Below are 25,978 nucleotides of genomic sequence, written 5' to 3'. Positions count from 1 at the left end.
CGTCATCCTCCCTGGTGGGCGTGGTGAGCGGTGTGGCGGGTGAGCCATTCGTCGAAGGTCTGGCTGCCGCGGGGGCCGGGTCCGGCGGGGAGCAGGCCGTCGCCGGTCATGGCCGTGCCGGTGGCACCGGGCATTTTCACGGGCAGCAGCAGCCGGTGCTGGTGGCGGGCCCGCAGCAGCCGGCCTGTCATGTCGACGACCTGTTCGACACGGGGTCCGGCGAGTTCGGGGGCCATGCCCTGCGCCGGGGCGGAGACGAGTTGTACGAGGTGGTGGGCGACCTCACGGGCGGCGACGGGCTGGGTCCGCATCCGGGGTACCACCGCGAGTGGTCCCGGGACGCGGTCGAGGGTCTGCTGGGCGAACTCGTGGAACTGGGTGGCGCGCAGCACCGTCCACGGTGTCCGCCCGCTCTTGAGCACGCCTTCCTGGCGCAGTTTTCCCTGGTAGTAGCCGAGGCCGACCCGGTCGATCCCGACGATCGACAGCAGGACGTGGTGGCGAACCCCGGCCTGTTCACCGGCGTCCTGGAGGGTGTGGGCGACGCGGTCGAAGAACGCGATGGCCTTCTTGCCGCTCGTGGTCGTCACGTTGGTGACGTCGACGACCGCGTCCACGCCGGCCAGGGCCCCGTGGAGTCCGGTGCCGGTCACGAGGTCCACACCCGTGGATCGGGCCAGTACCACCGGGTGGTGCCCGGCCGCCGTCAGCTCCTCGACCACATGCCGTCCCACCACTCCGGTTCCACCTGCCACCGCCACCCGCATGCCGGGCTCCTCCTTCGCGCTCACGCTGCCGTTGTCGCCGTTGTCGCCGTTGTCGCCGCTGTGGGTCATCGTGTGCGGTCCTGTCGTGCGGGGAGGGCAGTGAGGGTGGGGAACAGCAGCAGGGCCGCGAGCAGGATGAGTGCGGCGAGGAAGACTACGTTGAGGATCTGGTCGCGTGTGTTGTACATGTCGAGGTGCTGGACGTGGTAGCTGAAGTGCAGCACGTTGAAGAGCAACCACACGGCACCTGTCGTCTGGACCAGCCGGGTGTTGTGTACGGAGCGCAGGGCGATGACGGTCAGGACGGCAAGGGCCAGGAACATGGCTCCGGCGTCCTTGGCGAGGTGTTCGTTGTAGGGGCCCAGCTGGGGCAGCCAGCTCAGTCCGAGGCCGGGGAAGTTCGCGTACCAGCTCGTGGGGGAGCAGTAGGCCCAGATGCCTGTGTACAGCCCGGTCACGGCCAGGAGGCCGAGACTGGCGTACCTGATTTTCGAGTTCATACCTCTATGACGAGACAGCCCACTCGAATGTGAGGCGGGTTGCCCCGACCGTGTGAGGCCGGCCGACGGCGACGGCCCAGGCCATGGCCCGCCATCCGCACGGTGCCGAACGCCTACGCCTGCCGCCACGCGCATCCTCGGTAGGGCGGCGTCCGGAGTGACGGGGCCCGCCGTTCGGCCGTATCGCGTTGAACAACCAAGCCGAGGCCATGACTTCATCCGATGCTGTCAGGTCATGGACAAACCTTCAATCAAGCGTCTCCCGGTCCGGTCAAAGGGTCTACCCGCATAGACGCTCCTGGTGCTGTCATGCGCACGACCGCCCGGAACTCCTGCCGGGCACCACATCGGGAGACCCCCACGATGTCGCGCATATCCCGCCCCCTCATCACCTCCCTGTCCGCTCTCGCCCTCGCCGCCGCCGGCCTCACCGTCGCCACCGGCAGCGCCCACGCCGCGGCGTGCAGCCAGGCGTACCTTCCCCTGCCGGACCCCAGCTGCCAGCCCGGCGACCTCAACCCGGACGTCACCCAGTCCACCATCGCCTCCACGATCTGTGTCTCCGGCTGGACCGCGACCGTACGGCCCTCCAGCTCGTACACCACCGCCCTGAAGAAGAAGCAGATCGTCGAGTACGGCTACACCGACACCAGCACCTCGGACTACGAGGAAGACCACTTCGTGCCCCTGGAACTCGGCGGTGCCCCGAAGAGCGAGCTCAACCTCTGGCCCGAGCCGCAGTACGGCACCAAGACCGCGGCCAACAAGGACACCGTCGAGAACAAGCTCAAGAAGGCCGTCTGCGCGGGTACGGTCCCGCTCTCCGACGCCCAGGACGCCATCATCAACGACTGGACCACCGCCCTCTCCGACCTCGGCCTCAGCTGACGCGTCACCCGTCGCGACGCGGCCGGACAACCTCGCCGGGCCCGATCCCTCCGCGGATCGGGCCCGGCTTCCTTGTGTCCACCGACCGGGCGGGGCGCGGGAGTCGACCGGATGTGTTCTGCGCGAAGCGTTGACTAGAAAGCGCTTGCCCCTTACGTTTCCCGTTCAGCAGCCTGACCCGCTCCTGACATCTCATACGCGAGACATCAGACCTCCGAGCCGCACCACCTGGGAATGTGCGCACTCCCTGGAGCCGACGATTCTCGATGCAGGTGTCATGAGCGCCTCATGCTGTTCGCCATGGTGTACATCGTTCGCGTACATGACCTACGGCACTCCCGAAGGGACGCACCCGCATGCGTACTCGCCCCCCACGGACACGCACTCGCAGGCTGACCCTGGTCACGGCCACCGCCGCCGCACTGGTCGTCGCCGCCGCTCTCGTCCTCCCGTCGTCCGCCTCGGCCGCCGACGCCTCACCTGTCGGCTTCGGCGCCGGGACCACCGGCGGCGGGGGAGCCGCCGCCGTCACCGTCTCGACCCTCGACGCGTTCAAGGCGGCCATCACCGGCGACACCGCCAAGGTGGTGCGCGTGAACGGTCTGATCACGCTCAGTGGCCAGGTCGACCTCGGCTCCAACACCACCGTTCTCGGCGTGGGTTCGGCGTCCGGCTTCACCGGCGGCGGACTGCGGCTGAAGAAGGTGACCAACGTGGTCGTCCGCAATCTGAACATCAGCAAGCCGCTCAAGCCGGCCGACGGCATCACCGTGCAGGCGTCGACGAAGGTGTGGATCGACCACAACGCCTTCTCGTCCGACCGTGACCACGGAAAGGACTACTACGACGGTCTGCTCGACATCAATCACGGCTCCGACTACGTCACCGTGTCCTGGAACACCTTCAAGGACCACTACAAGGGCTCGCTCGTCGGCCACAGCGACAACAACGCGAGCGAGGACACCGGTCATCTGCGGGTGACGTACCACCACAACTGGTTCGACAACGTCAACTCCCGCATCCCCAGCCTGCGCTTCGGCACCGGTCACTTCTACGACAACTACGTCGTCGGGGCCGACACCGCCGTGCACTCCCGCATGGGCGCCCAGATGCTCGTCGAGAACAACGTCTTCCGCACCACGACGGTCGCCGTCACGACCAACCGTGACAGCGACGTCGACGGATACGCCAACCTGCGCGGCAACGACCTCGGGGGAGCCGCCACCGAGATCTCGCAGGTGGGCACCTTCACCACCCCGCCCTACAGCTACACCGCCGAGCCCGCCTCGAGTGTCATCGCCTCGGTGACGTCCGGCGCGGGCGCCGGACAGCTCTGACCGCCCCACGTTCGTTCAGAAGGAGGAATCGGGACATGACCTCATCAGTACGCCCGCGCACCCGACGGCGCGCCCTCACCGGCTCCCTGGCCGCAGTCGGCCTGTCGGCTGTCATGATCATGGCAGACGGCGGCCTGTCTCCGGCGAGTGCCGCCACCTGGCCCACCGCGAACGGCAGTCAGGCCGTCTCCGCCACCATCTCGGTCTCCGGTACCAAGGACTACGGGATGAAGCGGCTCTACGGCACCGGTGACCTGGGCTCCGGCAGCCAGGACGAGGACCAGGGACCGATCCTGGAGCTGGCCGCCGGCGCCGTTCTGAAGAACGTCATCATCGGCGCCCCCGCCGCGGACGGCATCCACTGCCTGGGCAGCTGCACGCTGCAGAACGTCTGGTGGGAGGACGTCGGCGAGGACGCGGCGACGTTCCTGGGCTCCTCGTCCTCCAACGTCTACACCGTCTCGGGCGGCGGCGCCAAGGAAGCCAGCGACAAGGTGTTCCAGTTCAACGGCGCCGGAACGCTGAACGTCTCGAACTTCGCGGTGCAGACCTTCGGTACGTTCGTCCGCTCGTGCGGCAACTGCAAGACGCAGTACAAGCGGGCGATCAACCTCAACGGGATCGAGGCCACCTACAAGGGAAGCAGGCTCGTCGGCATCAACACCAACTACGGCGACAGCGCGACCCTCAAGGCCATCAAGATCGTCGGGGATTCCAGCAAGAAGATCATCCCGTGCCAGAAGTACATCGGCAACAACACGGGGGCCGAACCGACCACGAACGGGACCGGCCCCGACAGCACGTACTGCAAGTACGCGACGTCCGACATCACGTACGGCTGAGGGTTCTCTCCCGGTGACTGGACGAACCGGCAGCGCGCGCCGGTTCGTCCAGCCGCCCCATGTCAACTCCAGCCGCGATAGGGGCCGTCGATGAGCTGGAACACCGGCTGGCTGCGCACCGGGTCCTGAGCGGTGGAGAGCTGGACCCGGTCGCCGCTGTGGACGTCGGCGGGCGCGCCCATCACCCGGCCGCGCACGGTGAACCCCTCCGCCATCTCGATGAGGGAGACGTTCCGAGCCGCCGGGGTGTTGCGGTGGACGATGGTGGAGTGGCGCACGACGCCGGCTCCCGCGCTCGTCTCCGTCCGCAGGTCGCTGCCCGCGCAGACCGGGCAGAGGAGGCGGTGGTACATCGCCGTCCCGCACCAGCGGCAGCGCTGGAAGAGGAGGGCGTCCGAGGTCGACGTCCCATTCGGCGCGGAGTCGCTGCCGAGTATGTCCGTCGCGGGTCCGACGCCCGGATGAAGGGCGATTCCTGAGGGGTACACGATGTCATCTCCCTGCACTGGGCCGGAGTCTGAGGTGCCCGGAACGCCGCGCACGAGCCACAGGGTATGGCACTGAGTGCCACTCGTAAAGGCACTCGGTACCCTCACATGAGGAAGTGGGTGCGATTCGGGGTCTCACTCCCGGCCGAGCGTGGACTCGATCTCCCGTACGACGCGCCACATCGGTGCCCCGCGCCGGGAGATGACGACGACCACGTCCTCCTGCTCCTCGGCCGGCGCGTCACCGGCTCCGGGGGAGCTGCCGAACGAGGTCTGTACGTATCCCAGCGCGTGGTCCACGGCGGTGTCGGGATCGCTCTGTCCGTCCGAACGCAGCCAGGAGCGCAGGGCGTTGTTGTGCGCGGCGACCACCGCCGCGGCGACGACGTCGGCCTGCAGGGTGCCGTCGGGCCGGCCGGCGAAGCGGTCGCGCAGATACTCCGCGAGCGCGCGCTCGTAACGCCAGACGACCGACAGCTCGTACGCGCGCAGGCCGGGGACCTTCTTGGTGAGGCGGTAGCGCTGCACGGAGAAGGTCGGATTCTCGGCGTACATGCGCAGCACCAGCCGGGCGGCGTCGCACACCCTGCGCACCGGCTCCTCCTCGCCGGTGCCGGCGCCCAGGAACGCCTTCATGTCGGTCAGGCAGCGCTCGTGGTCCGGGAAGACCACGTCCTCCTTGGAGGGGAAGTAGCGGAAGAAGGACCGCCGGCCGACACCGGCGAGCGTGACGATGTCGTCGACCGTGGTCTGCTCGTACCCGCGCTCCAGGAACAGCTGGAAGGCCGCCGCGACCAGCGCGTCCCGCATGGGCGGCTTCGCCGTCGTCGTGTCGGCGGTGTCGCGGCCACGGGGTTCCTCGCTCATGGACGGAACCTAGCATCGCGCGGAAAGTGTGGCACTCAGTGCACATGATCGAGGGAACTGAGTGCTCCCGGTGAAGGTGCTGGTTGATCGTGTGCCCCGTCGGCGTCGGCGTCGGCGTTGGCGTCGGCGTCGGCGTCGGCGTTGGCGTTGGCGTTGGCGTCGCTCTCGGTTTCGCCGTCGCCGTCGCCGTCGCCGTCGCCGTCGCCGTCGCCGTCGGCTTCGGTTTCGGTTTCGGCGCTTGGGCTGACGCGGGCGGCCGCGGACCGGCCGCCGTCGAGCCGCCGTGGAATCATTGATTCCCTATGTGCCGGAAATGTGGTGGCACGTGAACTCGTTGTGTTTTCACGGTGGTTGACAGTCCCTGCACAGTGATCGACTATGTGGTCGAGCTGTGGCCCATGTGACCAGTGGGCCCAGTGTTTCTTCGACCACTCATCCCCGGTGCGGCCCCCGGCTGCTTTGCGCTACCCCGCCGCCGACGACCGGGTCTTGGATCATCAAGATGGGATCTGCATGTCCATAGCGAGACGTGTCACCCTTCGCTGCCTGCTGGGGACGGGCGCGGCGGCCCTCGCCCTCTCCGCGGCCACCACCAGCGCCTGGGCCACGGGTACCCCTGGCGGAGACGGCTGGGACAGCGGCAACAGTGCCTACAAGCCCGGCCAGGGCGCCGGTACGGTGACCGCGGCGGATCGCTGCGAGTTCTCCCTGGACGGGACGAACTTCTACGACTGGGTCCGCGTCGACGACCAGAACCTGAAGCCCACCGAAGACGGCAAGGTGCACATCAAGGTGCGCGCGGCGGGCGACGCCGGGTCCTGCACCGCTTCCCTCGCGGCGTACCGCACCCACGGGGCCACCTTCAAGACCTCCGGTGAGCAGGTCTTCCACGACTTCGACAGCGTCAAGGTCAAGCCGGGCCAGACCGACTCCCTCGACATCGCGGTGCCCGACGCCGGCTGCTTCGCGCAGATCGACCTCTACAGCGGTGCCGTGAAGTTCGACGGCAAGTTCGACGCCAACGACGGCTTCGAGCACGGCGACCTGCCCAAGGGGCCGGACCGCGCGGTCATCAAGGACAAGCTGATCATGGCGTGGAACGGCGGCAAGAAGGACTGCACGGCGCAGCCGCCGAGCACGCCCGAGACCACGCCTCCGGCCTCGACTCCGCCGGCCTCCACGCCGCCCGCGGAGACCCCCGGCAGCCCGACCCCGACGACGCCCGACGAGCCGTCGACCCCGGAGACGACGCCGGCCACCCCGTCGGCCTCCGACTCGACCACGCCGCCGGCTCCCTCGCCGAACGGCGGTCAGTCGACGCCGCCCGGCGACCTCGCGGAGACGGGCGGTGGCAACACCCTGCCGATCGCCGCCGGTGCCGCGGCCCTGCTCGTGGCCGGTGGAGCGATCACCGTCGTCACTCGGCGTCGACGGTCGGCGCGCACCAGCTCGTGACGTCTGTCGTCTGACAGGTGTTTTTGAAATCTGAAATCTGTCATCTGTTATCTGTCGTCTGACATCTGACGTCGTCATCGGATCGCGACGACTCTTCGACGGGCCCCGGCACTCACCGAGTACGTGAGCGCCGGGGCCCGTTGTGTGACTCGGATTGATGAAGCGGGCTCACGGACATGAACATGGGATCACTTCCGCCGTGGAGGTGGCCTGCCTCGACGCGCAGGGCAGGCTCACCGGACGCCCCGTCAGCGATCTGCTGGGCGGCCGGGTCCGCGACTCCGTGCCCTTCGCCGCGTACCTCTTCTACACATGGGCCGAACACCCGGCGCTCGACGGCCGCCCGGCGATCGGCGACGGCTGGGGCGAGGCCCTCCCGGCCTCGGCGTCGAACTCGACCACGACGCCCTGGAGGACACCTGTTCGAGCAGAAACAGATCAGAAGATCACCACGGTACGACCCCCTTGTCATCGAACAGCCGGCCGGTGGGGCCGTCGTCGGGCAGAGCCGCCAACCGGATGGCGATCACCGCGCCCTGCTCAGGGGTCTGAGTACCGCTGAACCCATTGAGGTCGGTGGCCACGTAGCCGGGGCAGGCGTTGTTGATCAAGATGTTGGTGTCGCTCAACTCCTTGGCGTACTGGATGGTGACGGCGTTGAGGTAGGTCTTCGACGGCGCGTACGCCCCGCTGATGCCTCCGAGGTCGACACCGGGCGTGGTCTGCAGGGCCAGTGAGCCGACATGGCTGGACTGGTTGACGATCCGCGGGTGCGCCGAGCGGCGCAGCAACGGCAGCATCGCGTTGGTGACCCGGATGACGCCGATGACGTTGGTCTCCACCAGCCGCCGCACGGTCTCGAGGTCGATGGTCGTGGGCTCCTCCGGCCAACTGCCCGCAACGCCTGCGTTGTTGACCAGCACGTCAAGGCGTCCCGCGCGCTCCTCGATCAGCTGTGCCGCCGCGGTCACGCTCTCGTCGTCGGTCACGTCCAGGGGGACGCCGAACGCGTCGGCGCCCGCCGCGCGCAGTTTCGCCACGGCGTCCTTCCTGCGCCGCTCGTCCCGAGCGCCGACACCGACGCTCCAGCCCAATGCGCCCAGCCCGGCCGCGATCTCGTACCCGATTCCCTTGTTCGCGCCGGTGACCAGCGCGATTGTCTTCTCACTCATGACAGCGAGCATGGCCGCGCTTCGACCTGGCACCAACACCATCCAGGTCATGCAGCGATACCTGAGCGACATCGATCGACCGTGCGCCGGAGTTACTGTGAACGCATGGAGATACGCGAGTTGCGGTACTTCGTCGCCATCGCCGAGGAACTGCACTTCGGGAAGGCCGCCCGGCGTCTGGAGATAGCCCAACCGCCCCTGTCCCGCACGATCGCCCGGCTCGAACGACAGCTCGGGGTCACGCTGCTGGAGCGCACCAGCCGCAAGGTCACGCTCACCGAGGCCGGGGCCGTGCTGCTGTCCGAGGGGCGTGCGATCCTCAGCGCGGTGGCCGCAGCCGAGCGGCGTACCCAGCAGGCTGCGCAACGGCGTCCCCGCCTCGTCCTCGCCGTCAAGTCCGGCACCGCCGGGGAGTTGTTGGCCAAACTGCTCGACGCCTACCGCACGGAGCCCGGTGCGGCCACCGTCGATCTACTGCTCTGTGAGGCGCATCAGCATCAGAAACTGCTGCAGGACGGGCAGGCCGACGTGGCTCTGCTGCACTTGCCGTTCGATTCGACGCTCGGACTCGACACCGAAACCCTGTACACCGAGGGACAGGTGGCGATCCTGCCCAGCTCGCACCCACTGGCCGGCCGCTCTCAGATCCGGGTGGCTGAGGTCACCGCAATTCCGGAACTCCCGATGGCACGCTGGCCCGGTCCTGGTGGCAGCTATCCGGAGGGACCAGGGGCAGAGGTACGGAACCTGACACAGCTCTTCCAGCTGATCGCGCTCGGTCGTACCACCGTGATCATGCCCGAGTCCGCCGGCACCGACCTGCGCCGGGATCTCGCCGCCGTGCCGGTCCTGGATGCTCCGCCCGTGACAACGGTGATCGCCTGGCCCCCGCACAGCCGACTTCGCGCGGTCGCCGATCTGATCCGGGTAGCGACACGTCTTTGACCGGCCCTTCTCCTCAGGGGGGAGCCGTCAGCAGCAGGTGCAAGGACGGCTGCCCGGCTGAGTCAGCGGTCGCGCTCCCGTACGTGCAGGTGACCGGCGAGGGGGTAGGCGGGCGGTGCCGCGGGCAGGGTCGTGATCGGTTCGTACCCGCTCTTGTGCGCGACGCGGCACGACGCTGTGTTGTCCACTTGATGCAAGAGCTCAAGGCGCTTCGGTCCGTCATCGGGGAAGGCGGTGAAGGCCCAGTGCGTCAGCGCCCGCAGTGCTCGGGGTGCCACTCCCCGGCCGCGCGCATGCGCCGCGGTCCAGTAGCCGACCTCGGCGGACGAAGCGCCCGGGGTGACGTTCTTGAGGACCACGTGACCCACCAACTGCCCCTCCACGCCCGCGGCTTGGGATTCCACAACGGCAAATCCGAAGCGGTCTCCCGTCTCCCATCCCCGTTGCTGGCCCTGAATCCACCGTGCCGCGCTCGCCTCGTCGTGCACAGCTGAGCTCGTCCATCGGCGCAGGGTGTCATCCTGATACAGCTCAACCAGGTCGGCAGCGTCTGTCGGGCTCCAGGGACGCAGTATGAGAGCGGGGGCTGACGGCGTGGCGTCTGCCTCCAGCCGTGTAGTGATCTTGTCCATCGGTCGAGAGTACGTGGCCGCGGTGGCCTTCGGCACTACGTCTGGCTGTACAGCGGCCACCGGTGCGGCTCGGCGTCATCGGGGCGGCCGTGGGCGTCTCCGCCCCAGACGGCGGCGAGTTGCGGCCCTGCTGGTCGCAGTACGCGACGTGTCCTGTGACCAGCGCTCTCCCGGCGGGCTCTAGGCGCTGGTGCCGCCCGAGTAGTCGCTGTTGAAGGTGGTCTCGATGGTGGTGGCAACGGCTTGGGCCACGCCGGTGCCCGTGAGGATGATGCCCAGTTCCCGGTTGTTGCTGAGCGAGTTGCTGCTGATGTTCATGGAACCGGCTTCCACCTTCTGGGTGGACAGGCCGTAGTCGGCGACCATCGCCTTGGCGTGGATGTAGAAGCCGTTGGGGTCGGAGTATCCGACGACGGTGCCACCGGCCGCCTTGATCGCGGACACCTCGCTGGAGTAGCTGGAGGGGCTCTCCAGGACCAGCCGTACGGCGACGCCCGCCTGCGCCCTGGCCACGAGGGCGTTGACCACCGTGCTGTCGCTGAGTTCCAGTTCCTCGACGTCGAGCTTCGTGGTGGCGCCGTTGATCAGGGACAGCAGGCGGCTGCGGGAGTCGGTGGGGGACCAGAGCAGATGGTCGCCGTCGGTCGGGGTGATCGCGCTGCCCGCGTAGTCCGCGTTGAAGACCTTCTCGATCGAGGCGACGTCGCGGCTGTCGTCGTCGAACACGCCGTAGTCACGGCCGGTCGGGTAGTACTGGGAGGTGAGGTTCCCGGTGAGGATCAGTGACTTGGCGCCGTCCACCGTGACGGTCTTCTGGTGGGTGTAGACGAAGGTGGACGACGACCAGACCACTCCCGCGCCCGCGCTCGTCAGGGCGTTGTACGCCGACTGGTTGGCGGACTTGTGCGCGCCGTCCAGGACCACCCGTACCGTGACGCCCTTGTTCTCCAGGGCTATGAGGTCGTTGACGGCGGTGGTGTCCTCCAGCTCGTACATGGTCATGTCGAGGGAGGCGGTGGCCGAGTTGATGAAGTCGTAGATGGTCGGCTGGCTGCTGCTCTGCGAGAAGGCGAACGCGGAGTAGCTTGCGGCGTTCGCGGGGACGGCGGTGGCGAGCACGGCGGCACCGGCGGCCAGCGTGACACCCGCGCGGCCGAGGACCTTCCACAACATGCGTGGCTCCTAGTCGTGTTGATGCCCACCCGGGGGTTGGTGGGCACGTGCATGACAGCACGCGCGTAGAACGGTGAGGAAGGGAAGCTCGGTGAACGCGGAGTTACCGACCGTCCGCGTATACGGACAAAGGAGACTTCGTGCAGGTGGGAAGCGGTTCATGCGATCCTCGCGCGATCGCAAAATCTTCGTACTCGGAGTACTCGGGGCCCGAACCGGCCGGCGCCGCCGACTGACCGAAAAGGACTGCGAATTTCAAGCGGACGAACGTAGTCGTAGTCCCGTCGCGGCATCGTCGCTACGCCCCCCGCGGGGAACGGGTGTGCGGATGGGGGACGGGTGCGGCTGTCTCGGAGACGGGTGCGGCTGCGCTGCGGCACCTTGACCGCCGGGCTGTTGACCGGGCTGTTATTGGTGGGCTGTTCGGGAGCGGGCGTCTGCTCCCCACCGACCCCGCCACGATCGGCGACCACCGGCCCGCCTCGGCGCGGGCGGCATGGGTGTGGTCTACCTGGCCCGCTCGACGGGCGGCGCACTGGTCGCGCCGAAGGTCATCCGCGCCGAGTACGCGGCCGACCACGACTTCCGCACCCGGTTCCGCCGCGAGGCCGAGGCGGCGGTACCGGTCACCACGGCGGAACCGGAGGCCCGCGAGCCCTGGCCGGCGACCGCCTTCGTACCGGGCCCGTCGCGCTGCACGGGCCGCTGCCCGACCATACGACGGTGCGCGCCCTGGGCGCTCGGCTGGCCGAAGCGCTCACCGAGGTGCATGCCGCGGGCCTGGTGCACCGGGATGTCGAACCGGGCAACGTCCCGCTCGCCCTGGACGGGCCCCGGCTGATCGACTTCGGCATCGCGCGCTCCACCGGCGCCACCGCGCTCACCGCGAGCGATGTGGTGAGCGACTCGCCCGGCTACCTCTCGCCCGAACAGGCGCAGGCGCGAGCCGGTGACATCGGCCCGCCGAGCGACATCTTCTCGCTCGGTTGCGTCCTCGCCCACGTCGCGACCGGCCGCCGCCCGTTCGGTACCGGCACCGCGGCCGCCGTCATCTTCCGTACGGTTCACGAGGAACCGGACCTGGACGCCGTACCGTGGGCGCTGGTCCCGCTGCTCACACCGGCTGCCTCGCCAAGGACCCGCGGGCCAGGCCCATCGCGCGGGAGGTGGGGGACGCCCTGGCCGGTGAGGACGAACGGGAGGGCGGCTGGCTGCCGTCCGCGCTGCCCCGGCTGATCGCGGAACGCTCGGCCGCCGCCCCGGCACTGCCCGACCCCGGGCCGAACACACTCATCCACCCGCCGCAGCGGCCCGCCCTCTCACGGCGCCGCGTGCTGGCGCTGGGTTCAGCGGCCGGAGTGGCCGTGGCCGGTGGGGGATTGGCGGCCTGGGCCGCGTCCAGGTCCGCGGCGGGCGACGGCGCGGCGGGCCGGGGACCACTGTCCCGGTACGTCATCGGGCTGCACGGGGATCTGTCGGGAGCGGACGGCAGAGGCCGTGGTGTACGGCGGGGTCTCACCGCACCGGGCCGCCCGATTGGCCCGCGCGTTGGAACAGGCCCGCTTCAAGGGCACGCGCATGGCTCCGGAACCGGTCCTGGAGACCGCGTTCCTCACGGAGGCGGGACCGGTGGCCGAGGGCGGGTGATCAGCGCGAGCCACGTCGACCCGGCCGCGCTGCCCACTGCGGCGCGCTGTGCGGCGGCGTACAAGAAGGGCTTCGGGGTACGCGCCGTCGAGCGTTTCGCGGTGGAGGCGGACGGCGCGCTGCTCTTCGTCGCCCAGGGGCTGCGCGAGCTGGGCAACGTCGAGGGGCGAGCGGGGTGCCATGGTGCGCAGGCTCCTGGCGTCCACCTACAAGGGGCAGAAGACCTGATCCGGGGGCCTGTTGCCCACGCTCGGTCCCGTCCTGGCCGGGAGCGGATCAAGCTGGTGGTGCGCATCGCGCGACGCCGTCGTGGCGCGATTGGCGCCAGGCGTTTGTCGCCACCAGCGTGGCAAGGCCGGCCGCCGCCAGCCCGGCGAGCATGGCCGCTCGGTCACCGACCGCCGTGGAGGCGTGCGGTGTGCGGTCGACCGCGTCGGCGACCGCGGGAAGCAGCGCCGCTCCGATCGCGGCGCCCAGCTGCCGGCTCGTGTTGATCACTCCGCCGACCAGGCCCTGGTCGTGGTCGGCGACACCGGCACTGGCGGTGACCATGCTGCCGAACGCCATGCCGGCCGTGCCGCAGCCGACCAACGTCACCGCCGCGAGCGGCAGGTGGGATCCACCGCTCCCCGGGAGTCGGGTCAGGGCCGCGAATCCGATGGTCGCGGCGACTCCGGTCACCACCAGCACTCGTTGTATGCCGAGGCGCCGTGCCAACCGGGCGCCGAACAGGCCGGTCGCGAGCCCGACGATTCCCTGTGGGGCGATGGTCAGCCCGGCCGCGAGCGGGGACATGTGCAGGACTTGCTGGAGGTACACGGACAGCACGAGCATCTCGCCGCCGTTCCACAGGCCGAGCAGCAGCATGAGGGCGCCGGCGTTGCGCAGCCCGTGAAGACGCAGCAGCGCCGGCCGCATGAGCGGGTCGGCATGGTGGTGTTCGTTCGCTGCGAAGGCTGCCGCGGCCAGGGCGGACAGTGCGAGCGGGACCAGCACGCCGGCCGAGCCGATGCCGGTGCTGCCGCCGCGGGAGACGGCGAAGACCAGGGCGCCCACCGCCAGGGTGATGAGCAGCGCACCCGAAGTGTCCAGATGCCGCCCCGTACGCGGCGATCTCGACTCCCGCAGGGTACGGGGAGCGAGCAGCAGGGCGGCAAGCCCCACAGGAACGTTCACCAGGAACACCGAGCGCCAGCTGAGAAACTCCACCAGTACGCCGCCGAGCACTTGGCCGGCGACGAAGCCGACCGACGCCGTGGCGCCGTACAGGCCCAGTGCCCTGGTTCGGCGCGGGCCTTCGGGAAAGCCCGTGGTGATGAGTGACAGTGCGGCGGGCGCGACCATCGCGGCCCCGCCCCCCTGCACCACGCGGGAGGCGATCAGCAGTACCGGGTCGCGGGCGAGTCCGCCGGCCAGTGATGCGGCGGTGAACACGGCGATCCCGGCGAGGAACAGGCGTCGGCGCCCGTAGAGATCACCCGCCCGGCCGCCGAGGATCAGCAGGCCGCCGAAGGCGATGGCGTAGCCCGTGACCACCCACTGCACCGTGGCGGCCGAAACGCCGAGCTCACGCTGGATCGACGACAGCGCGACGTTCACGATGCTGAAGTCCAGCACCACCATGAAGGCGGCGACCAGGATGAGCGCCAGCCCCAGCCGTCCGTGCTCGGCCGTCGGGGCAGCGGCGGTGCCGGGGTGCTCCTGGTCCGCCACTGCTGCGACGGTGTCAGGGGGTTGCCTCCCTGCCGCGCACTGTGGGATTGGGTTCAGGGGGCAGGCGTTCGTCTTCATCGCCGTGCGTCCTTTCGCTGCGCCGCCCCGATCAGGCCGTGATGTAGACCGCGGACAGGTCGTTGTCGGCGTGCAGGAGGGCGGTCTGCCGCCAGCGGGGCAGCAGCGCTTCGGTCAGCGCGAGTCGAGTGCCACTGGAGTGCGCGGCCTGCACCGCGAGTTCGGCGTCCTTGAGGGCGTGTTTGAGCGCGAACGCGGGGGTGAAGTTGCCGGCCAGCATGGTGGTGGCCTTTTGCACCGCGTACGGGCTTCCGAGCGGGGTCGACCGCAGGAGTTCCACGATCGAGGAGGGGTCCAAGCCGAGGTGGCCGGCGAAGGACAGGGTTTCCGCGGTCGCTTCCACGAGGTTGACGAGCCAGCTGTTCAACACCAGTTTCGCCTTGGTGCCGTCGCCGGCCGGGCCCAGCCAGAGCGTGGCCCGGCCCAGCGCGCCGAACACGGGCGCAAGAACGCCCTGTACCCGATCGGGCCCGCTGGCCAGGATGACCAACTGTCCCTCCTGGGCCGGCCCTTGACTGCCGGAAACCGGAGCGTCCACGAACGTCACTCCCTGCCGGGCGGCCATGACCGCGAGTCTCGCCGACCAGCTGGCTCCCACGGTGGCCATCTGTACCCAGATCAGCCCGGGGAACCGGGCCAGGAACCCGTCCGGGCCGGTCGCGGCCCGCTCGGTGGCGGGCCCGTCGGCCATCATGCTGATGACGATTCCGGCGCCCTCGACGGCTTCGGCAGGGCTTCGCGCGATGAACGCTCCGTGCTGAGCGAGGTCTGCGGTGCGGCTGGTGGTCCGGTTCCACACTCGGAGCTCGAAGCCGCCGCGGGCCAGGTTGGCGGCCATCGGGCCGCCCATCCGCCCGGTGCCCAGGAACGCGATCACTGGTGTCTTCGTGTGGTGGCCCTCGCTCGGGCGGACCGCGACGCTGTGCTGTGCGGGGGTCTGAGGGGTGGTCATGCCATGCCTTCCGGGGTGGGACCGCCGACCGGTACGGCGGCGGTCATGATGCGGTCGATCTCGGCCAGGTCGCACCGGGTGAGGGTCAGGTCCAAGGCGCCGAGGTTCTGCGTCAGATGGGCCGGGGTGCGGGCGCCGACGATGGCGACCTGGACGGCAGGGTGGGCCAGCACCCAGGCCACCGCCAGCGTGGCGACCGATACGCCGCGATTGGCGGCGAAGGCGCGAAGGGCCGCGACGACGTCGAGATTGCGGGCGAAGCCGGGACCGGTGAAGGCCGGATGGTCGGCGCGCCAGTCACCGGAATCGAACCTGGTGCCCTCGGTGAGGGCTCCACCGAGCAGCCCGTGGGCCAGCGGCCCGTAGGCCAGCACCCCGATGCGGTGCGCGACGGCATACGGCAGCAGGTCGGCTTCGATGTCGCGGCGGAAGAGGTGGTAGGGCGGCTGGACGGTCGCCACCGGCAGCACCGAGGCGAACTCGGTGATCTGCGCTGGGCTGTAGTTGGAGACACCCACGTGGCGGATCATGCCTTCCCGCACCAGTTCGGCGAGGGCGGCGGCCGTGTCCGGGATGGGGGTGCCCGGGTCGGGCCAGTGCACCTGATACAGGTCGATGTGGTCGGTGCCCAGTGCTTCCAGGCTGGCCTCCACGCCCTTGCGCAGCCAAGCGGGGCCGGCATCCCGGACCAGCCGGTCGCCGTCCATGCGCAGTCCGCCCTTGGTGGCGATCACCACCGAATCGCGGGCCGAGCGCAGGTCGTGGGCCAGAGCCGCCCCGAGCAGCCGCTCGGACCGGCCGAACCCGTAGGCCTGCGCGGTGTCGAAGAAGTTGATGCCCATCGACCTGGCGCAGCCGATCGCCTCGCGGGCCGCGCCCTCGTCCACGGGCCCCCAGTCCCCGCCGAACTGCCAGGTGCCGTAGGCCAGAGGGGTCACCTTCAGGTCGGTCGCTCCCAGTGTCACCGTCTGCATGTCGTCCTGCATGTCGTCCTCCTTGGATGGCCGAGCCCTTGATGGCTGGGGCCTTCCTTGTCGACACTCACATCCGCGGGAACCGGCCGGTAGGGGTCCTTTGCCTGCCGGGATACAACCTGGCGTTGTGGCTGGTGGAGGGCAGTGCGGGGCGCAGTGGGGCCCCGTACCCGTACTCCGTCACATGCGCCGGGCCGACGCGGTCACCGGGTGGGCCCGCGCGGTCACTGGGCGGGATGGCGCGGTCACTTGGCGGGACGGCGCTTCTGCCTGCTGCCGCGTCGTTGATCGCGGTGGGTGAGGATGTGGGTGATCAGATCCCGTGCCACACCGCTGGGCGGGCTGGTGGCACCGTCCCAGATGACGCGCAAGGTCCTGCGCAGGTCGAGTTCAGGCGTCTGAACCCTGATGAGCCGGCCTGTGCTCAGGTCGTCCTCGACGGCCAGTTCGCTGATGACCGCCGGTGCCGAGCCGACCAGCGCGGCCGCGCGGACCGCCGCGGTGGTGGGCAGCCACTGCGCCGGGCCGGCTCGGGAGGAGCCGGGGCCGAGCACGGCGGCCAGCGCGGCCGCCAAGGTCTCCCAGGTACCGGAACCGGCCTCGCGGCTCACCAACGGAGTGGCGGCCAGCTCGGCGGCGCCGACCGGTCGGCGCCGGCCCGCCCAGGGGTGGTCCGGAGCGACGACCACCGCGAGCCGGTCGTGGCCTACGACCCTGCCGTGGAGCCCGGCCGGCCGCTGTGGGCCCTCGGTGAATCCGATGTCGGCCGTGCCCTCGGTGACGTGCGTGATGACCGTGGCCGTATTGATCGCTGTCAGGACGATCTCGGGGTCGGCATCGCCCACTCGTCCTGCCGCGCGGAAGGAGGCCAGCCAGCCCGGCAGGAGCTGCTCGGCGATGGTCAGGCTGGCACTGACCCGCAGCCGGGCGCGCCGGTCCGCCCGCAGGGCAGCGATCCCGGCGTCCACCTCAGCCGCGGCCTCCAGCAGCCGGGCGGCCCACTCGGCGATCATGACGCCTTCCGTGGTCAGCCTGGACCCGCGCGGGCTGCGGTGCACCAGCGTGACGCCGGTCTGGGCCTCCATTGCCCTGATCCGCGCCGAAACCGCCTGCTGGCTCACCCCCGCCGCCCTGGCGGCGCTGTTGAGGCTGCCCTCCTGGGCGACGCCGAGCAGCAACTCCAGCGCGGCCAGGTCGGGGACATGTGTGCTGAGCGCCATGACACCGTCCTCCCAGCTGCAAGCCGGGGTTGTATCCCCTCAAGTTTACGGCCGCTACCAGAGGCCCTCAGCGTCTGCCACCGTCGAAACACGACCGTGCCACGGCGGGGAGCGATTCGGCGGGACGCCAGGGGCGGGCCCTGTCCGCCAGGTCCGGCAGGTTTCTCGGTTCGCCCATCGGCGGCGCCGCGCTGACGCCCCCTGCTCCGGCGCCCTCAACAGCCGTGATCGGCAAGGAGGCACATCCCATGACCACGACGCTACTGCGGCCGACCGAGCACCAGGACAGGCGTTCGTTTCTCCTGCAGCGTGCGCAACCCGCCATGACCGGACTGATCGACGGCTCGCTGTCGACGCTGGCACCGATCTTCGCCGTCGCGTTCGCCACGCACCAGCCGCGCTACGCGTTCTTCGCCGGGCTGGCCACCGCCATCGGCGCCGGTGTCAGCATGGCCTTCTCCGAAGGCCTGTCCGACACCGGAGACCTGACCGGTCGCGGCAACCCCTATCTGCGCGGAGCCATCACCGGGGCAGGCACCTTTCTCGGCGGAGTGCTGCACACCCTGCCCTTCCTGATACCGCAGTACCACGCTGCCCTCGTCGTGGCACTGGCCACGATCACTCTCGAACTGGTGAGCCTGGCCTGGGCCCGGTGGCGCTTCTTCGGCACCGGCTTCCTCCGCTCGTTCGTCTCCATCGCGATCGGCGGAGCGATCATCGCCGGTGTCAGCGCGATGCTCGGTGCGGTCACCTGACGGGGAGCCCCATTACGTGGGAGACACCGATGCCGACGACGCGTTCAGCGGCTGCTCCACTTCGGGTCGTCCTTGCCGTCGCAGCTCCACAGTTGCAGGCGAGTGCCATTGGCGGTGCCCTTGTCCCGCACGTCCACGCACTTGTCGGCCTGCGGGTTCACCAGGTCGTGGGCGGGGTTCAGGCGGAACTGCTGGGCGGGGTTGCCGCTGCGGTTGGCGAGCAGGATCGTTGCGCCGTCCGCGGTGGATCCCCAGGCGACATCCATGCACTTGCCCATGGCGCGCACCGTTCCGTCGGACATGAACTGCCACTTCATCCGGGCGCCGCTGCCGCAGTCCCAGATGTCGAGCGGTGTGCCGTCCTTGCCCTGGCCGCCGGACACTTACGTCGATGCAACGGCCGGTGGCGTGGCTCCAGATCGAGACACCCACGACCGTGGTCGAGGAGGCACCGGACGAGCCCGAAGACCTGGAGGAGGTCTTGGTGCCGGACGAAGACGGCTTGTTCGCGGTCGTCGACCTCTTGCCGCCGGAGGGCTCTTCCCGCCCGCCCCGGCCTCGTCCGGCAGCGCGGCCTCCTCGCCGAGGTCCTCCGGCACCGGCAAGGTCAGGTCCCGCTCGGTGACGTCGGGTTGCGTGGCCGGACGGAACATCTGACGATCCACCATCTCCTCGAACACCCGCCGCGCCGCACGCCCGTTGCCGAAGCCGGTGTCCTTCGGTATCCGCTCGAAGTGCACGGCGAGTGCCTTGCGGGTGGTGTCGTCCAGCTCGTACTGGTGCTGGACACACATGCTCTCCATGATCGCCACCAGTTCGGGAACCGAGCAGTCCTCGAACTCGACGATGCGGGAGAAGCGTGACGACAGACCGGGGTTGGAGGAGAGGAGGGCCTCCATCTCGGCGGAGTACCCGGCGGCGACCACCGTGATGTCGTCGCGGTGGTCCTCCATGAGTTCAGCAGGGTGTCCACGGTCTCCCGCCGGAAGTCCGCGCCGGAGCCGCGGCCGTCGGACAGCAGGGTGTACGCCTCGTCCACGAACAGCACCCCGCCCAGCGCCCCTGGTGAACGTCTCGGTGGTCTTGATGGCGGTGCCGCCGACGATCTGTGCGACCAGGTCGGCCCGGGAGGCCTCGACCAGATGCCCGGAGCGCAGTGCGCCCAACTCCGCGAGGATCGTGCCGTACAAGCGGGCCACAGTGGTCTTGCCGGTGCCGGGCGGCCCGGCGAAGACGAGGTGGCGGCTCATCGGCGGTGCGGACATGCCGAGTTGGGCGCTCCGCTGTGCGAGCTGGGTGAGGTTGACGAGCGTACGGACCTGGTGCTTGACGTTGTCCAGGCCGATGAGTCCGTCGAGCACGGCCGGCGGTCCGTCCTCGGGGGTCAGCCCCCCGCCGTCGTGCTCGCCACAGGCCGCCGGGTCGGTACCCTCGACGTCGCCGATGCCCCACGCGTCCCTGCGCCGAAGGGCGGACCATCCGGCGCAGTCACAGAGTGTCGATGTCCGCGGGAAAGCATTCCGCTGGCGGTATCGATTTGTCCTGTTATCATCACTACGTAGAGTGATGAATCATTGCGTGGCTGTGAGCGTCCTAGTCGTACAGCCCGTGCGTGATGTTCGGGAACGCGAGTGTGCCGGGACGGCCGGCCCCGAAGGGGTGTCCCAGCGTATAACCAGGTCTGAGGGCATGACATGTCACTGTTTGTGCGGTTATTTCTTGATCGCCCTATGCTGATGCCGTGCGAACTCGGGCAGTCGACGGCCGGTCCTGAGCCGGCGGGAAGCGGGCTTCCATGAGTGAGCGGTTGAGCAGGTCGGGGTTGGTAGGCGAGCTGTCGGCCGAATTCGCGGGCACCATGATTCTCATCCTCTTCGGTTGTGGCGTGGTGGCCCAGGTGGTCGCCGGCGGAGCGCTCACGACTCCACCAGGTGGCCTCGGAAACCACGACAGCATCTCCTGGGCGTGGGGCCTCGGCGTCACCTTGGGTGTCTACGTCGCGGCACGGCTGAGCGGCGCCCATCTCAACCCCGCGGTGACCGTCGCCCTGGCCACGTTCAAGGGATTCCCGTGGAGCAAGGTAGCGCCCTACGCACTGGCGCAGACGGCGGGCGCCTTCGTGGCGGCCCTCCTCGTACGGTGGAACTACACCGAGGCGCTGGCGAAGGCCGACCCCGGTCACACCTTCAAGACGCAGATCGTGTTCTCCACGCTCCCCGCCAACGGCAACACGAACCTGCCGGTCTACGAGTGGGGCGCGTTTCGCGACCAGGTCATGGGTACCGCCATCCTGCTGCTGCTGATCCTGGCCATCACGGACCTGCTCAACACACCCCCCGGCGCCAACCTGGGCCCCTTCATCATCGGCCTGGTCGTCGTGGGCATCGGCATGGCCTGGGGCACCAACGCGGGCTACGCGATCAATCCGGCACGTGACTTCGGTCCCCGTCTGGCCAGTTTCCTCACGGGGTACGGCGACGCATGGCGAGATCAGTACGGGAACTTCTACTTCTGGGTGCCGATCCTCGGTCCCCTGGTCGGCGGTCTGGTCGGCGGGGCCCTGTACAAGTTCTTCGTCGGCCGGTTCCTGCCGACAGGGGAGCCCGAGCCCCCGGGCCGCATCCCCGCCCCCGAGGACTGACACCTACGAAAAGGTGGCACCCATGGCGGATTTCGTCGGCGCGGTGGACCAGGGGACCACCAGTACCCGGTTCATGATCTTCGATCATGCGGGCAACGAGGTGGCGAAGCACCAGCTGGAGCACGCCCAGATCCTTCCTCGCTCCGGGTGGGTCGAGCACGACCCGGTGGAGATCTGGGAGCGCACCGACTCCGTGATGCGCAACGCCCTGCGGCACGGGAACCTGTCCCCGACCGACCTGGCCGCGATCGGCATCACCAACCAGCGGGAGACCACGGTCGTCTGGGACCCGCGCAACGGCCGCCCCTACTACAACGCCATCGTCTGGCAGGACACCCGCACCGACTCCATCGCCGCGGCCCTGGAACGCTCGGGCCAGGGAGACGTCATCCGCCACAAGGCGGGCCTGCCGCCGGCGACCTACTTCTCCGGAGGCAAGATCCAGTGGATCCTGGAGAACGTCGACGGCGTCCGCGAGGCAGCCGAGCGGGGACACGCTGTCTTCGGCAACACGGACTGCTGGGTCCTGTGGAACCTGACCGGCGGCCCCGACGGCGGCATCCACGCGACCGACGTGACCAACGCCAGCCGCACCATGCTGATGGACCTGGAAACCCTCGACTGGGACGACGAACTGCTGGGCTTCTTCCACATCCCCCGGGAGATGCTGCCCACCATCAACCCCTCGTCCCATAGGGAGGCGTTCGGCACGACGCGCGCATCAGGGCCACTGGGCGCCGCCGTTCCGATCGGCGGGGTGCTCGGCGACCAACAGGCGGCCACCGTCGGACAGGTCTGCTACGCGCCCGGCGAGGCCAAGAACACCTATGGCACCGGCAACTTCCTGGTGCTCAACACCGGCACGGAACCGGTCCGCTCACAGCACGGCCTTCTCACCACGGTGGCGTACCAGTTCGGCGACAGCCCGGCGGTCTACGCCCTGGAGGGCTCCATCGCGGTCACCGGGTCCGCGGTGCAATGGTTGCGCGACCAGATGAAGATCATCAGTAGCGCGGCCGAGAGCGAGACCCTGGCCCGCACCGTCAAGGACAACGGCGGCATGTACTTCGTCCCGGCGTTCTCGGGCCTGTTCGCCCCGTACTGGCGCTCCGACGCCCGGGGCGCGATCGTCGGCCTCGCCCGGTACAACGACAACGGCCACCTGGCCCGGGCGACCCTGGAAGCCATCTGCTACCAGAGCCGCGACGTCGTCGAGGCCATGGAGCAGGACTCCGGAGTCCACCTCGACGTACTCAAGGTCGACGGCGGTGTCACCGCCAACGACCTGTGCATGCAGATCCAGGCCGACGTCCTCGGCGTACCGGTCAGCCGCCCGGTCGTCGCCGAGACCACCGCGCTCGGCGCCGCCTGCGCGGCAGGGCTGGCCACCGGCTTCTGGCAGGACACCGACGAACTGCGCACCCACTGGCAGGAGTCGAAACGCTGGGAGCCCCAGTGGTCCGAGGACCAACGAGCGGACGGCTACGCGGGCTGGAAGCAGGCGGTGGAGCGCACGCTCAACTGGGTCAAGGTAGAAGTCCCATAGGAGTCCCTTGGAAGTCGCCCCGAACCCCGCAGCCATGACACCGTCCTGCTCGGCACGGTCGTTCGGCCGGCCTGTGCGGTGAGGCGTTGTAGTGCGGCGTGTGCGGGTGGGCCCCAGGTGGGCTTGCCGCCGGGGCGGCCGTGGAGGCCTTTCTCCCCCGGTTCGGACACTGTTCGGCCTGGCCGGCGTTGCCGGTGCCGGCGTGATGGTGATCAACCGGTCAGCCCCGCCGCCCGCCTCCGCCCTGCGTCGGTGACGTCTCAGCCGACGCTGTCGCGCGGAAGCACCAGGCTGCGGACGTCGTTGCAGCCCGCCGATGGAGAGTCGCCCGGAACCGGCCATGTCTGGTGGGACTGAAGAGCGAGGCTCACCAGGGTGAGGAGCAGGCCGATGTCGGCGTCCACTTCGAGGCGTATCGTCACCCACCGCGACTCGGGCACCATCCGGACCGCGGTGGCGCCCCTGAGGTGATCCTGGAAACGGTGAATGGCACGCGCTGTGAGGTGCAGGTCGACATCGTGATCCGAATGGAAGTGCACGATCTCGCCCTGCACCGAACTCAGCGCCCGCCCTGTGCCGCAGCTCGGCCGGGCCTCCGAGAGGTCCGGCCAGCCCGCCAGTTGCGTCATGGCACGCGAGGCCAACGTCATGCGCCCATCATGACGAGCTCACCGTCCGGCCACCAGGACTTGAGCAAGCCGTAACTGAGCCGTAGCCCACGCATGTCCGGAAATAGCGGGTGGACGTCAGGGGTGTTCCTCCCCGAGCGGGCCGCGTTCTCCGAGGTCGAGGGCGAGGTCGTACGGGACGGGTGGGTCAGGCGGGGTCGAGTGCCTTGAGCTGGAGGGCGAGGACGAGCCTGGTGTCGGGATCGGCGAGATTGATACCCACGGTCTGTTCGATCTTCGTCAGTCGGTAGCGCAGGGTGTTGGCATGGATGTGCAACCGCTGCGCGGCGGTGCGGATGTTGCCCTGGTGCTCCAGCCAGGCGTGCAGCGTGGGGAGGTAGTCCGTGCCGTGGGCCGTGTCCTGCTCGCGCAGACGCCACAGGGGCGTCACGGTCTCCAGGTCGGCGACCACGGTCGGGTCGAGCACCCGGATGAGGGCGGCGCGCGCCCAGCAGTCCTCGAAGGCGAGCGGGGCGCCGGGCGCCGGCCCGAGGCGGGCCACGGCCAGCGCCCGCTCGGCCTCCTTGCGTGACCTGGGCAGTCCGCCGCGGTCGTCGGCCGCCGAACCGACGCCCGCGTAGATGGGCATACGGTCCCCGGTCCCGTCGTCGAGCAGGTCCCGCAGCCAGTCCTGTACCGTCGCCGCGGAGTTCTCCTGCGGACGGCCGACCGTCAGGACGAGGTACCAGAGGTTGGACAACTGCCCGGCGTGCACGGTCAGATCCCGGGACCGCTGCATCAGCGCGAGCCCGTGTTCCAGCCGGGAGCGGGTGATGGCGCGTTCGGAGGGGTCGTTGGGGGCGACGGCCAGCGCGGCGACCCAGTGGGCGCCGCGCGGGAGTTCGATGGAGTCGCCGGAGCCGGTGACGGCGGGACCGCCGTGCAGCAGGACGGCCAGCTGTTCCATCTCGACCCGGTGGGTGCGGTAGTCCTCGGTCCTGCGCCGCATCAGATGCACCGCGACCCGGTGGGCGATCCGCGCGAACGCCGTCACCTGCCGCCGCTCGGCCCCGGACACCACCGCCCACATCGACCCGAGGCCGAAGCTCCCGGCGCGCAGCCCCACGGCGAGCCGGTCGGCGGCGCCCTCCGCCACCCCGCGCACCACGACCGGGCCCTCGCTGCGAGCGATCTCCTGCGGAACCCCGCGCGCCGCGAGCGCCTGCGAGAACCCGGCCGGCGCACGGCGGCCCAGCAGCGTCTGCGCCCGCACCGGATCACCTCCGGTCTGGTCACTGGAGTAGGCGAGCAGCCAGCCCCGCGGGTCCTCGATCGTCACGGGGCCGCCGACCGCGTCGGCCGCCATGTCGGCGAGTTCGAACAGGTCGACGCCCGCGGACGGCTCCGGACCGGAGTCGGCGGCGTGCCGGGCGATCTCGCCCTGCAGCAGGGCCACCGCCTGCAGCCAGTCGATGCCCTCGTCCAGTACGAGCACGCCGCACCCGGAGTCCGCGGCGGCCCGCAGGACGTCCGCGTCGTCCTGGACACGGCACTTCGTGGCCACCGCCGCGGCCACTCCGCCGAGCCGGCGCAGCAGCGCGGTCACCGCCGTCACGTCGTCCATGCCGATGGCGAGGACGATGTCACCGCGCCCGGGACTCTGCGCCGTGCCCGGCTCGTGCACCCGTACGCCGCCCACGGGCAGGGACGGTTCGGGCAGCAGTACCGCGCGCAGCACGTCGTTGCCGAGTGCGGCGGTCAGTGTCTCCAGCGTGCCGCTCGCGCCGCCGGCCGTGTGGGTGGTCATCTCGGTCCGTCCTCAGATCGCCGTCATACCGCCGTCGGCGACGACGGCCGACCCGGTCATGAACGAGGACAGGTCCGAGGCCAGGAACAGCGCGACCGCCGCGATCTCGTCAGGGCGCCCCTCGCGCCCGATCGGCTGCCAGGACGGCAGGGCGTCCCGGACCGACTCGATCCCGCCCATCCGCTCGGCGTGGGCGAGGTTGATGGGCGTGTCGACCCAGCCGGGGCAGATGCAGTTGCAGCGCACGCCGGAGGTGGCGAAGTCGCGGGCCACCGCCTTGGTCAGCATCAGGACGCCGCCCTTGCTCGCGGTGTATCCGGCCAGCACCGGTTCCGCGACGAGGCTGTTGACCGAGCCCATGTTGATGATCGAGCCACCGCCCGCGCGCAGCAGCGCGGGCACCGCGTACTTGCAGCCGAGGAACACCCCGCGCAGGTTGACCGCGAGCATGCGGTCGAAGTCCTCGACGGAGGTCTCCAGCACATTGCCGGGAATCGAGACGGCCGCGTTGTTGACCATCGTGGTGACGCGGCCCCAGGTCCGCTCGGCCGTCTCGACGGCCGCGGCGACGTCGTCGGGGTCGGAGACGTCGGCGCGCAGCGGCTCGACCGCGGTGGGGTCGTCGCACAGTTCGGCCGTGCGCCACACCCCCGCCTCGTCGATGTCGGCGGCGAGCACCTTCGCCCCGGCCGCCACGAACCCGCGCGTGATGGCCCGTCCGATACCGCTGGCCGCGCCGGTGACCACAGCCACCTTGCCGTCGAGATCGATCAATTCGTGCCCCCGGTGATCGTGCGGGCCTTCGGAAGGTCCCACGGATCGAACGCTCGATTGTTGGGAGATCGTCCAATGACTTATGGGCCCGGACGCCCCAACATTAGGGCACCTCCACGGCGAAGACACAGACCAGAAGCGCTCTCTGGTCTGTGATCGCCTGCTCCCCGCAGCTCGACCGGACGGGTCGTTGGCGA

At 69.7% G+C, this 25,978-nt stretch carries 27 protein-coding genes and 3 pseudogenes; 10 read left to right on the top strand and 20 right to left on the bottom strand.

The window, feature by feature from the left end; genetic code table 11:
* Window positions 1-2 precede the first annotated feature (2 nt).
* Window positions 3-836 carry an SDR family oxidoreductase gene (locus AQJ27_RS00360; RefSeq protein WP_235613429.1) on the bottom strand — a complete coding sequence of 278 codons (834 nt, stop codon included), beginning with the start codon at window positions 834-836 and terminating at the stop codon, window positions 3-5.
* Entirely contained in the window at window positions 833-1,267 is a 435-nt protein-coding gene (locus AQJ27_RS00355) for a hypothetical protein (protein WP_079064706.1), read from the bottom strand. The genes AQJ27_RS00360 and AQJ27_RS00355 overlap by 4 nt, the downstream gene beginning before the upstream one ends.
* A 363-nt stretch (window positions 1,268-1,630) precedes the next feature.
* On the opposite strand from AQJ27_RS00355, the gene AQJ27_RS00350 reads away from it, so the two are divergent.
* The 3 genes from AQJ27_RS00350 (at window position 1,631) to AQJ27_RS00340 (ending at window position 4,334) form a co-directional block, all read left to right on the top strand.
* The gene (locus AQJ27_RS00350) at window positions 1,631-2,155 is read left to right on the top strand and encodes a hypothetical protein (protein ID WP_067359997.1); all 525 of its coding nucleotides are present in this window, start codon (window positions 1,631-1,633) and stop codon (window positions 2,153-2,155) included.
* Between the two features lie 356 nt (window positions 2,156-2,511).
* Complete coding sequence (locus AQJ27_RS00345) at window positions 2,512-3,492, top strand: pectate lyase family protein (protein WP_067359994.1); 981 nt, start codon at window positions 2,512-2,514, stop codon at window positions 3,490-3,492.
* 35 nt (window positions 3,493-3,527) lie between these two features.
* Window positions 3,528-4,334, top strand: coding sequence for a pectate lyase (locus AQJ27_RS00340; RefSeq protein WP_067359991.1), 807 nt, complete (start codon window positions 3,528-3,530; stop codon window positions 4,332-4,334).
* A gap of 62 nt (window positions 4,335-4,396) precedes the next feature.
* Here AQJ27_RS00340 and AQJ27_RS00335 read toward each other — a convergent pair whose 3' ends face one another.
* From AQJ27_RS00335 to AQJ27_RS56225, 3 genes are all read right to left on the bottom strand, one after another.
* Window positions 4,397-4,771, bottom strand: coding sequence for a Zn-ribbon domain-containing OB-fold protein (locus AQJ27_RS00335; protein WP_067362528.1), 375 nt, complete (start codon window positions 4,769-4,771; stop codon window positions 4,397-4,399).
* 186 nt (window positions 4,772-4,957) lie between these two features.
* Entirely contained in the window at window positions 4,958-5,632 is a 675-nt protein-coding gene (locus tag AQJ27_RS00330; RefSeq protein WP_079064797.1) for a TetR family transcriptional regulator, read from the bottom strand.
* A 92-nt stretch (window positions 5,633-5,724) separates the two neighbouring features.
* A complete protein-coding gene (locus tag AQJ27_RS56225; protein ID WP_067359985.1) occupies window positions 5,725-5,982 on the bottom strand; it encodes a hypothetical protein in 258 nt (85 codons plus the stop codon).
* 220 nt (window positions 5,983-6,202) lie between these two features.
* Between AQJ27_RS56225 and AQJ27_RS00320 the strand changes: the two genes are divergently transcribed.
* Both AQJ27_RS00320 and AQJ27_RS58330 read left to right on the top strand, forming a co-directional pair.
* A complete protein-coding gene (locus tag AQJ27_RS00320; protein ID WP_067359982.1) occupies window positions 6,203-7,144 on the top strand; it encodes an LAETG motif-containing sortase-dependent surface protein in 942 nt (313 codons plus the stop codon).
* A 175-nt stretch (window positions 7,145-7,319) separates the two neighbouring features.
* Window positions 7,320-7,520: pseudogene (locus AQJ27_RS58330) on the top strand (glucarate dehydratase); the annotation flags it as partial.
* Window positions 7,521-7,590: 70 nt separating this feature from the next.
* Here the strand turns inward: AQJ27_RS58330 and AQJ27_RS00315 are convergent.
* On the bottom strand, window positions 7,591-8,328 hold the full coding sequence (locus AQJ27_RS00315) for an SDR family oxidoreductase (protein WP_067359979.1): 738 nt from the start codon (window positions 8,326-8,328) through the stop codon (window positions 7,591-7,593).
* A gap of 93 nt (window positions 8,329-8,421) precedes the next feature.
* Here AQJ27_RS00315 and AQJ27_RS00310 point away from each other — a divergent pair, with 93 nt between their 5' ends.
* Window positions 8,422-9,261: a LysR family transcriptional regulator gene (locus tag AQJ27_RS00310; protein ID WP_067359977.1), complete on the top strand. Its 840-nt coding sequence runs from the start codon at window positions 8,422-8,424 to the stop codon at window positions 9,259-9,261.
* Between the two features lie 62 nt (window positions 9,262-9,323).
* On the opposite strand, the gene AQJ27_RS00305 is transcribed toward AQJ27_RS00310, so the two are convergent.
* From AQJ27_RS00305 to AQJ27_RS60695, 3 genes are all read right to left on the bottom strand, one after another.
* Window positions 9,324-9,893, bottom strand: a complete 570-nt coding sequence (locus AQJ27_RS00305) for a GNAT family N-acetyltransferase (RefSeq protein WP_067359975.1) — start codon at window positions 9,891-9,893, stop codon at window positions 9,324-9,326.
* A 180-nt stretch (window positions 9,894-10,073) separates the two neighbouring features.
* Window positions 10,074-11,066, bottom strand: a complete 993-nt coding sequence (locus AQJ27_RS00300) for a phospholipase D-like domain-containing protein (RefSeq protein WP_067359973.1) — start codon at window positions 11,064-11,066, stop codon at window positions 10,074-10,076.
* 507 nt (window positions 11,067-11,573) lie between these two features.
* Entirely contained in the window at window positions 11,574-11,783 is a 210-nt protein-coding gene (locus tag AQJ27_RS60695) for a hypothetical protein (RefSeq protein WP_425275174.1), read from the bottom strand.
* 6 nt (window positions 11,784-11,789) lie between these two features.
* Between AQJ27_RS60695 and AQJ27_RS60690 the strand changes: the two genes are divergently transcribed.
* A complete protein-coding gene (locus AQJ27_RS60690) occupies window positions 11,790-12,302 on the top strand; it encodes a protein kinase domain-containing protein (protein WP_425275173.1) in 513 nt (170 codons plus the stop codon).
* Window positions 12,303-12,412: 110 nt separating this feature from the next.
* Here AQJ27_RS60690 and AQJ27_RS60685 read toward each other — a convergent pair whose 3' ends face one another.
* From AQJ27_RS60685 to AQJ27_RS00270, 5 genes are all read right to left on the bottom strand, one after another.
* On the bottom strand, window positions 12,413-12,895 hold the full coding sequence (locus tag AQJ27_RS60685) for a hypothetical protein (RefSeq protein WP_425275172.1): 483 nt from the start codon (window positions 12,893-12,895) through the stop codon (window positions 12,413-12,415).
* 94 nt (window positions 12,896-12,989) lie between these two features.
* Window positions 12,990-14,426: an MFS transporter gene (locus tag AQJ27_RS58320; protein ID WP_067359967.1), complete on the bottom strand. Its 1,437-nt coding sequence runs from the start codon at window positions 14,424-14,426 to the stop codon at window positions 12,990-12,992.
* Between the two features lie 109 nt (window positions 14,427-14,535).
* A complete protein-coding gene (locus tag AQJ27_RS00280; RefSeq protein ID WP_079064703.1) occupies window positions 14,536-15,456 on the bottom strand; it encodes an NAD(P)-dependent oxidoreductase in 921 nt (306 codons plus the stop codon).
* Window positions 15,453-16,442 carry an aldo/keto reductase gene (locus AQJ27_RS00275; protein WP_235613430.1) on the bottom strand — a complete coding sequence of 330 codons (990 nt, stop codon included), beginning with the start codon at window positions 16,440-16,442 and terminating at the stop codon, window positions 15,453-15,455. The genes AQJ27_RS00280 and AQJ27_RS00275 overlap by 4 nt, the downstream gene beginning before the upstream one ends.
* A gap of 233 nt (window positions 16,443-16,675) precedes the next feature.
* Window positions 16,676-17,650, bottom strand: a complete 975-nt coding sequence (locus AQJ27_RS00270) for a LysR family transcriptional regulator (protein ID WP_067359965.1) — start codon at window positions 17,648-17,650, stop codon at window positions 16,676-16,678.
* A gap of 248 nt (window positions 17,651-17,898) precedes the next feature.
* Here AQJ27_RS00270 and AQJ27_RS00265 point away from each other — a divergent pair, with 248 nt between their 5' ends.
* Window positions 17,899-18,405 carry a VIT1/CCC1 transporter family protein gene (locus AQJ27_RS00265; RefSeq protein ID WP_067359963.1) on the top strand — a complete coding sequence of 169 codons (507 nt, stop codon included), beginning with the start codon at window positions 17,899-17,901 and terminating at the stop codon, window positions 18,403-18,405.
* A gap of 44 nt (window positions 18,406-18,449) precedes the next feature.
* On the opposite strand, the gene AQJ27_RS00260 is transcribed toward AQJ27_RS00265, so the two are convergent.
* Both AQJ27_RS00260 and AQJ27_RS00255 read right to left on the bottom strand, forming a co-directional pair.
* Entirely contained in the window at window positions 18,450-18,788 is a 339-nt protein-coding gene (locus tag AQJ27_RS00260) for an RICIN domain-containing protein (protein ID WP_067359961.1), read from the bottom strand.
* A 159-nt stretch (window positions 18,789-18,947) separates the two neighbouring features.
* Window positions 18,948-19,865 (bottom strand): annotated as a pseudogene (locus AQJ27_RS00255) (AAA family ATPase); the annotation flags it as partial.
* A gap of 335 nt (window positions 19,866-20,200) precedes the next feature.
* Here AQJ27_RS00255 and AQJ27_RS00250 point away from each other — a divergent pair.
* The gene (locus AQJ27_RS00250) at window positions 20,201-21,046 is read left to right on the top strand and encodes an MIP/aquaporin family protein (protein ID WP_067359956.1); all 846 of its coding nucleotides are present in this window, start codon (window positions 20,201-20,203) and stop codon (window positions 21,044-21,046) included.
* Between the two features lie 22 nt (window positions 21,047-21,068).
* Window positions 21,069-22,592, top strand: a complete 1,524-nt coding sequence (glpK, locus tag AQJ27_RS00245) for a glycerol kinase GlpK (protein ID WP_067359954.1) — start codon at window positions 21,069-21,071, stop codon at window positions 22,590-22,592.
* A 68-nt stretch (window positions 22,593-22,660) separates the two neighbouring features.
* Here glpK and AQJ27_RS58315 read toward each other — a convergent pair.
* The 4 genes and pseudogenes from AQJ27_RS58315 to AQJ27_RS00230 all read right to left on the bottom strand — a co-directional run.
* Window positions 22,661-22,750: pseudogene (locus AQJ27_RS58315) on the bottom strand (phosphotransferase); the annotation flags it as partial.
* A gap of 102 nt (window positions 22,751-22,852) precedes the next feature.
* Entirely contained in the window at window positions 22,853-23,242 is a 390-nt protein-coding gene (locus AQJ27_RS00240; RefSeq protein WP_067359952.1) for a luciferase domain-containing protein, read from the bottom strand.
* Window positions 23,243-23,408: 166 nt separating this feature from the next.
* Entirely contained in the window at window positions 23,409-25,007 is a 1,599-nt protein-coding gene (locus AQJ27_RS00235; protein ID WP_067359950.1) for a PucR family transcriptional regulator, read from the bottom strand.
* Between the two features lie 12 nt (window positions 25,008-25,019).
* A complete protein-coding gene (locus tag AQJ27_RS00230; RefSeq protein WP_235613431.1) occupies window positions 25,020-25,823 on the bottom strand; it encodes an SDR family NAD(P)-dependent oxidoreductase in 804 nt (267 codons plus the stop codon).
* Between the last annotated feature and the right edge of the window lie 155 nt (window positions 25,824-25,978).

It is taken from the genome of Streptomyces olivochromogenes (assembly GCF_001514115.1).
GTDB lineage: Bacteria > Actinomycetota > Actinomycetes > Streptomycetales > Streptomycetaceae > Streptomyces > Streptomyces olivochromogenes.
The sequence above is the reverse complement of the archived record's forward strand: the minus strand, read 5'-3'. Positions and strand labels throughout refer to the sequence as shown.

Coding starts and splice junctions, on each gene's coding strand:
- AQJ27_RS00235 (WP_067359950.1), bottom strand. CDS start 25,007: ATGACCACCCACACGGCCGGCGGCGCGAGCGGCACGCTGGAGACACTG.
- AQJ27_RS60685 (WP_425275172.1), bottom strand. CDS start 12,895: ATGGCACCCCGCTCGCCCCTCGACGTTGCCCAGCTCGCGCAGCCCCTG.
- AQJ27_RS00360 (WP_235613429.1), bottom strand. CDS start 836: ATGACCCACAGCGGCGACAACGGCGACAACGGCGACAACGGCAGCGTG.
- AQJ27_RS00265 (WP_067359963.1), top strand. CDS start 17,899: ATGACCACGACGCTACTGCGGCCGACCGAGCACCAGGACAGGCGTTCG.
- AQJ27_RS00315 (WP_067359979.1), bottom strand. CDS start 8,328: ATGCTCGCTGTCATGAGTGAGAAGACAATCGCGCTGGTCACCGGCGCG.
- AQJ27_RS00300 (WP_067359973.1), bottom strand. CDS start 11,066: ATGTTGTGGAAGGTCCTCGGCCGCGCGGGTGTCACGCTGGCCGCCGGT.
- AQJ27_RS56225 (WP_067359985.1), bottom strand. CDS start 5,982: ATGATTCCACGGCGGCTCGACGGCGGCCGGTCCGCGGCCGCCCGCGTC.
- AQJ27_RS00320 (WP_067359982.1), top strand. CDS start 6,203: ATGTCCATAGCGAGACGTGTCACCCTTCGCTGCCTGCTGGGGACGGGC.
- AQJ27_RS00355 (WP_079064706.1), bottom strand. CDS start 1,267: ATGAACTCGAAAATCAGGTACGCCAGTCTCGGCCTCCTGGCCGTGACC.
- AQJ27_RS00340 (WP_067359991.1), top strand. CDS start 3,528: ATGACCTCATCAGTACGCCCGCGCACCCGACGGCGCGCCCTCACCGGC.
- AQJ27_RS00310 (WP_067359977.1), top strand. CDS start 8,422: ATGGAGATACGCGAGTTGCGGTACTTCGTCGCCATCGCCGAGGAACTG.
- AQJ27_RS00345 (WP_067359994.1), top strand. CDS start 2,512: ATGCGTACTCGCCCCCCACGGACACGCACTCGCAGGCTGACCCTGGTC.
- AQJ27_RS00270 (WP_067359965.1), bottom strand. CDS start 17,650: ATGGCGCTCAGCACACATGTCCCCGACCTGGCCGCGCTGGAGTTGCTG.
- AQJ27_RS00275 (WP_235613430.1), bottom strand. CDS start 16,442: ATGCAGGACGACATGCAGACGGTGACACTGGGAGCGACCGACCTGAAG.
- AQJ27_RS00250 (WP_067359956.1), top strand. CDS start 20,201: ATGAGTGAGCGGTTGAGCAGGTCGGGGTTGGTAGGCGAGCTGTCGGCC.
- AQJ27_RS00240 (WP_067359952.1), bottom strand. CDS start 23,242: ATGACGTTGGCCTCGCGTGCCATGACGCAACTGGCGGGCTGGCCGGAC.
- AQJ27_RS00330 (WP_079064797.1), bottom strand. CDS start 5,632: ATGCGGGACGCGCTGGTCGCGGCGGCCTTCCAGCTGTTCCTGGAGCGC.
- AQJ27_RS00305 (WP_067359975.1), bottom strand. CDS start 9,893: ATGGACAAGATCACTACACGGCTGGAGGCAGACGCCACGCCGTCAGCC.
- AQJ27_RS00280 (WP_079064703.1), bottom strand. CDS start 15,456: ATGACCACCCCTCAGACCCCCGCACAGCACAGCGTCGCGGTCCGCCCG.
- glpK (WP_067359954.1), top strand. CDS start 21,069: ATGGCGGATTTCGTCGGCGCGGTGGACCAGGGGACCACCAGTACCCGG.
- AQJ27_RS60695 (WP_425275174.1), bottom strand. CDS start 11,783: ATGGTCGGGCAGCGGCCCGTGCAGCGCGACGGGCCCGGTACGAAGGCG.
- AQJ27_RS00350 (WP_067359997.1), top strand. CDS start 1,631: ATGTCGCGCATATCCCGCCCCCTCATCACCTCCCTGTCCGCTCTCGCC.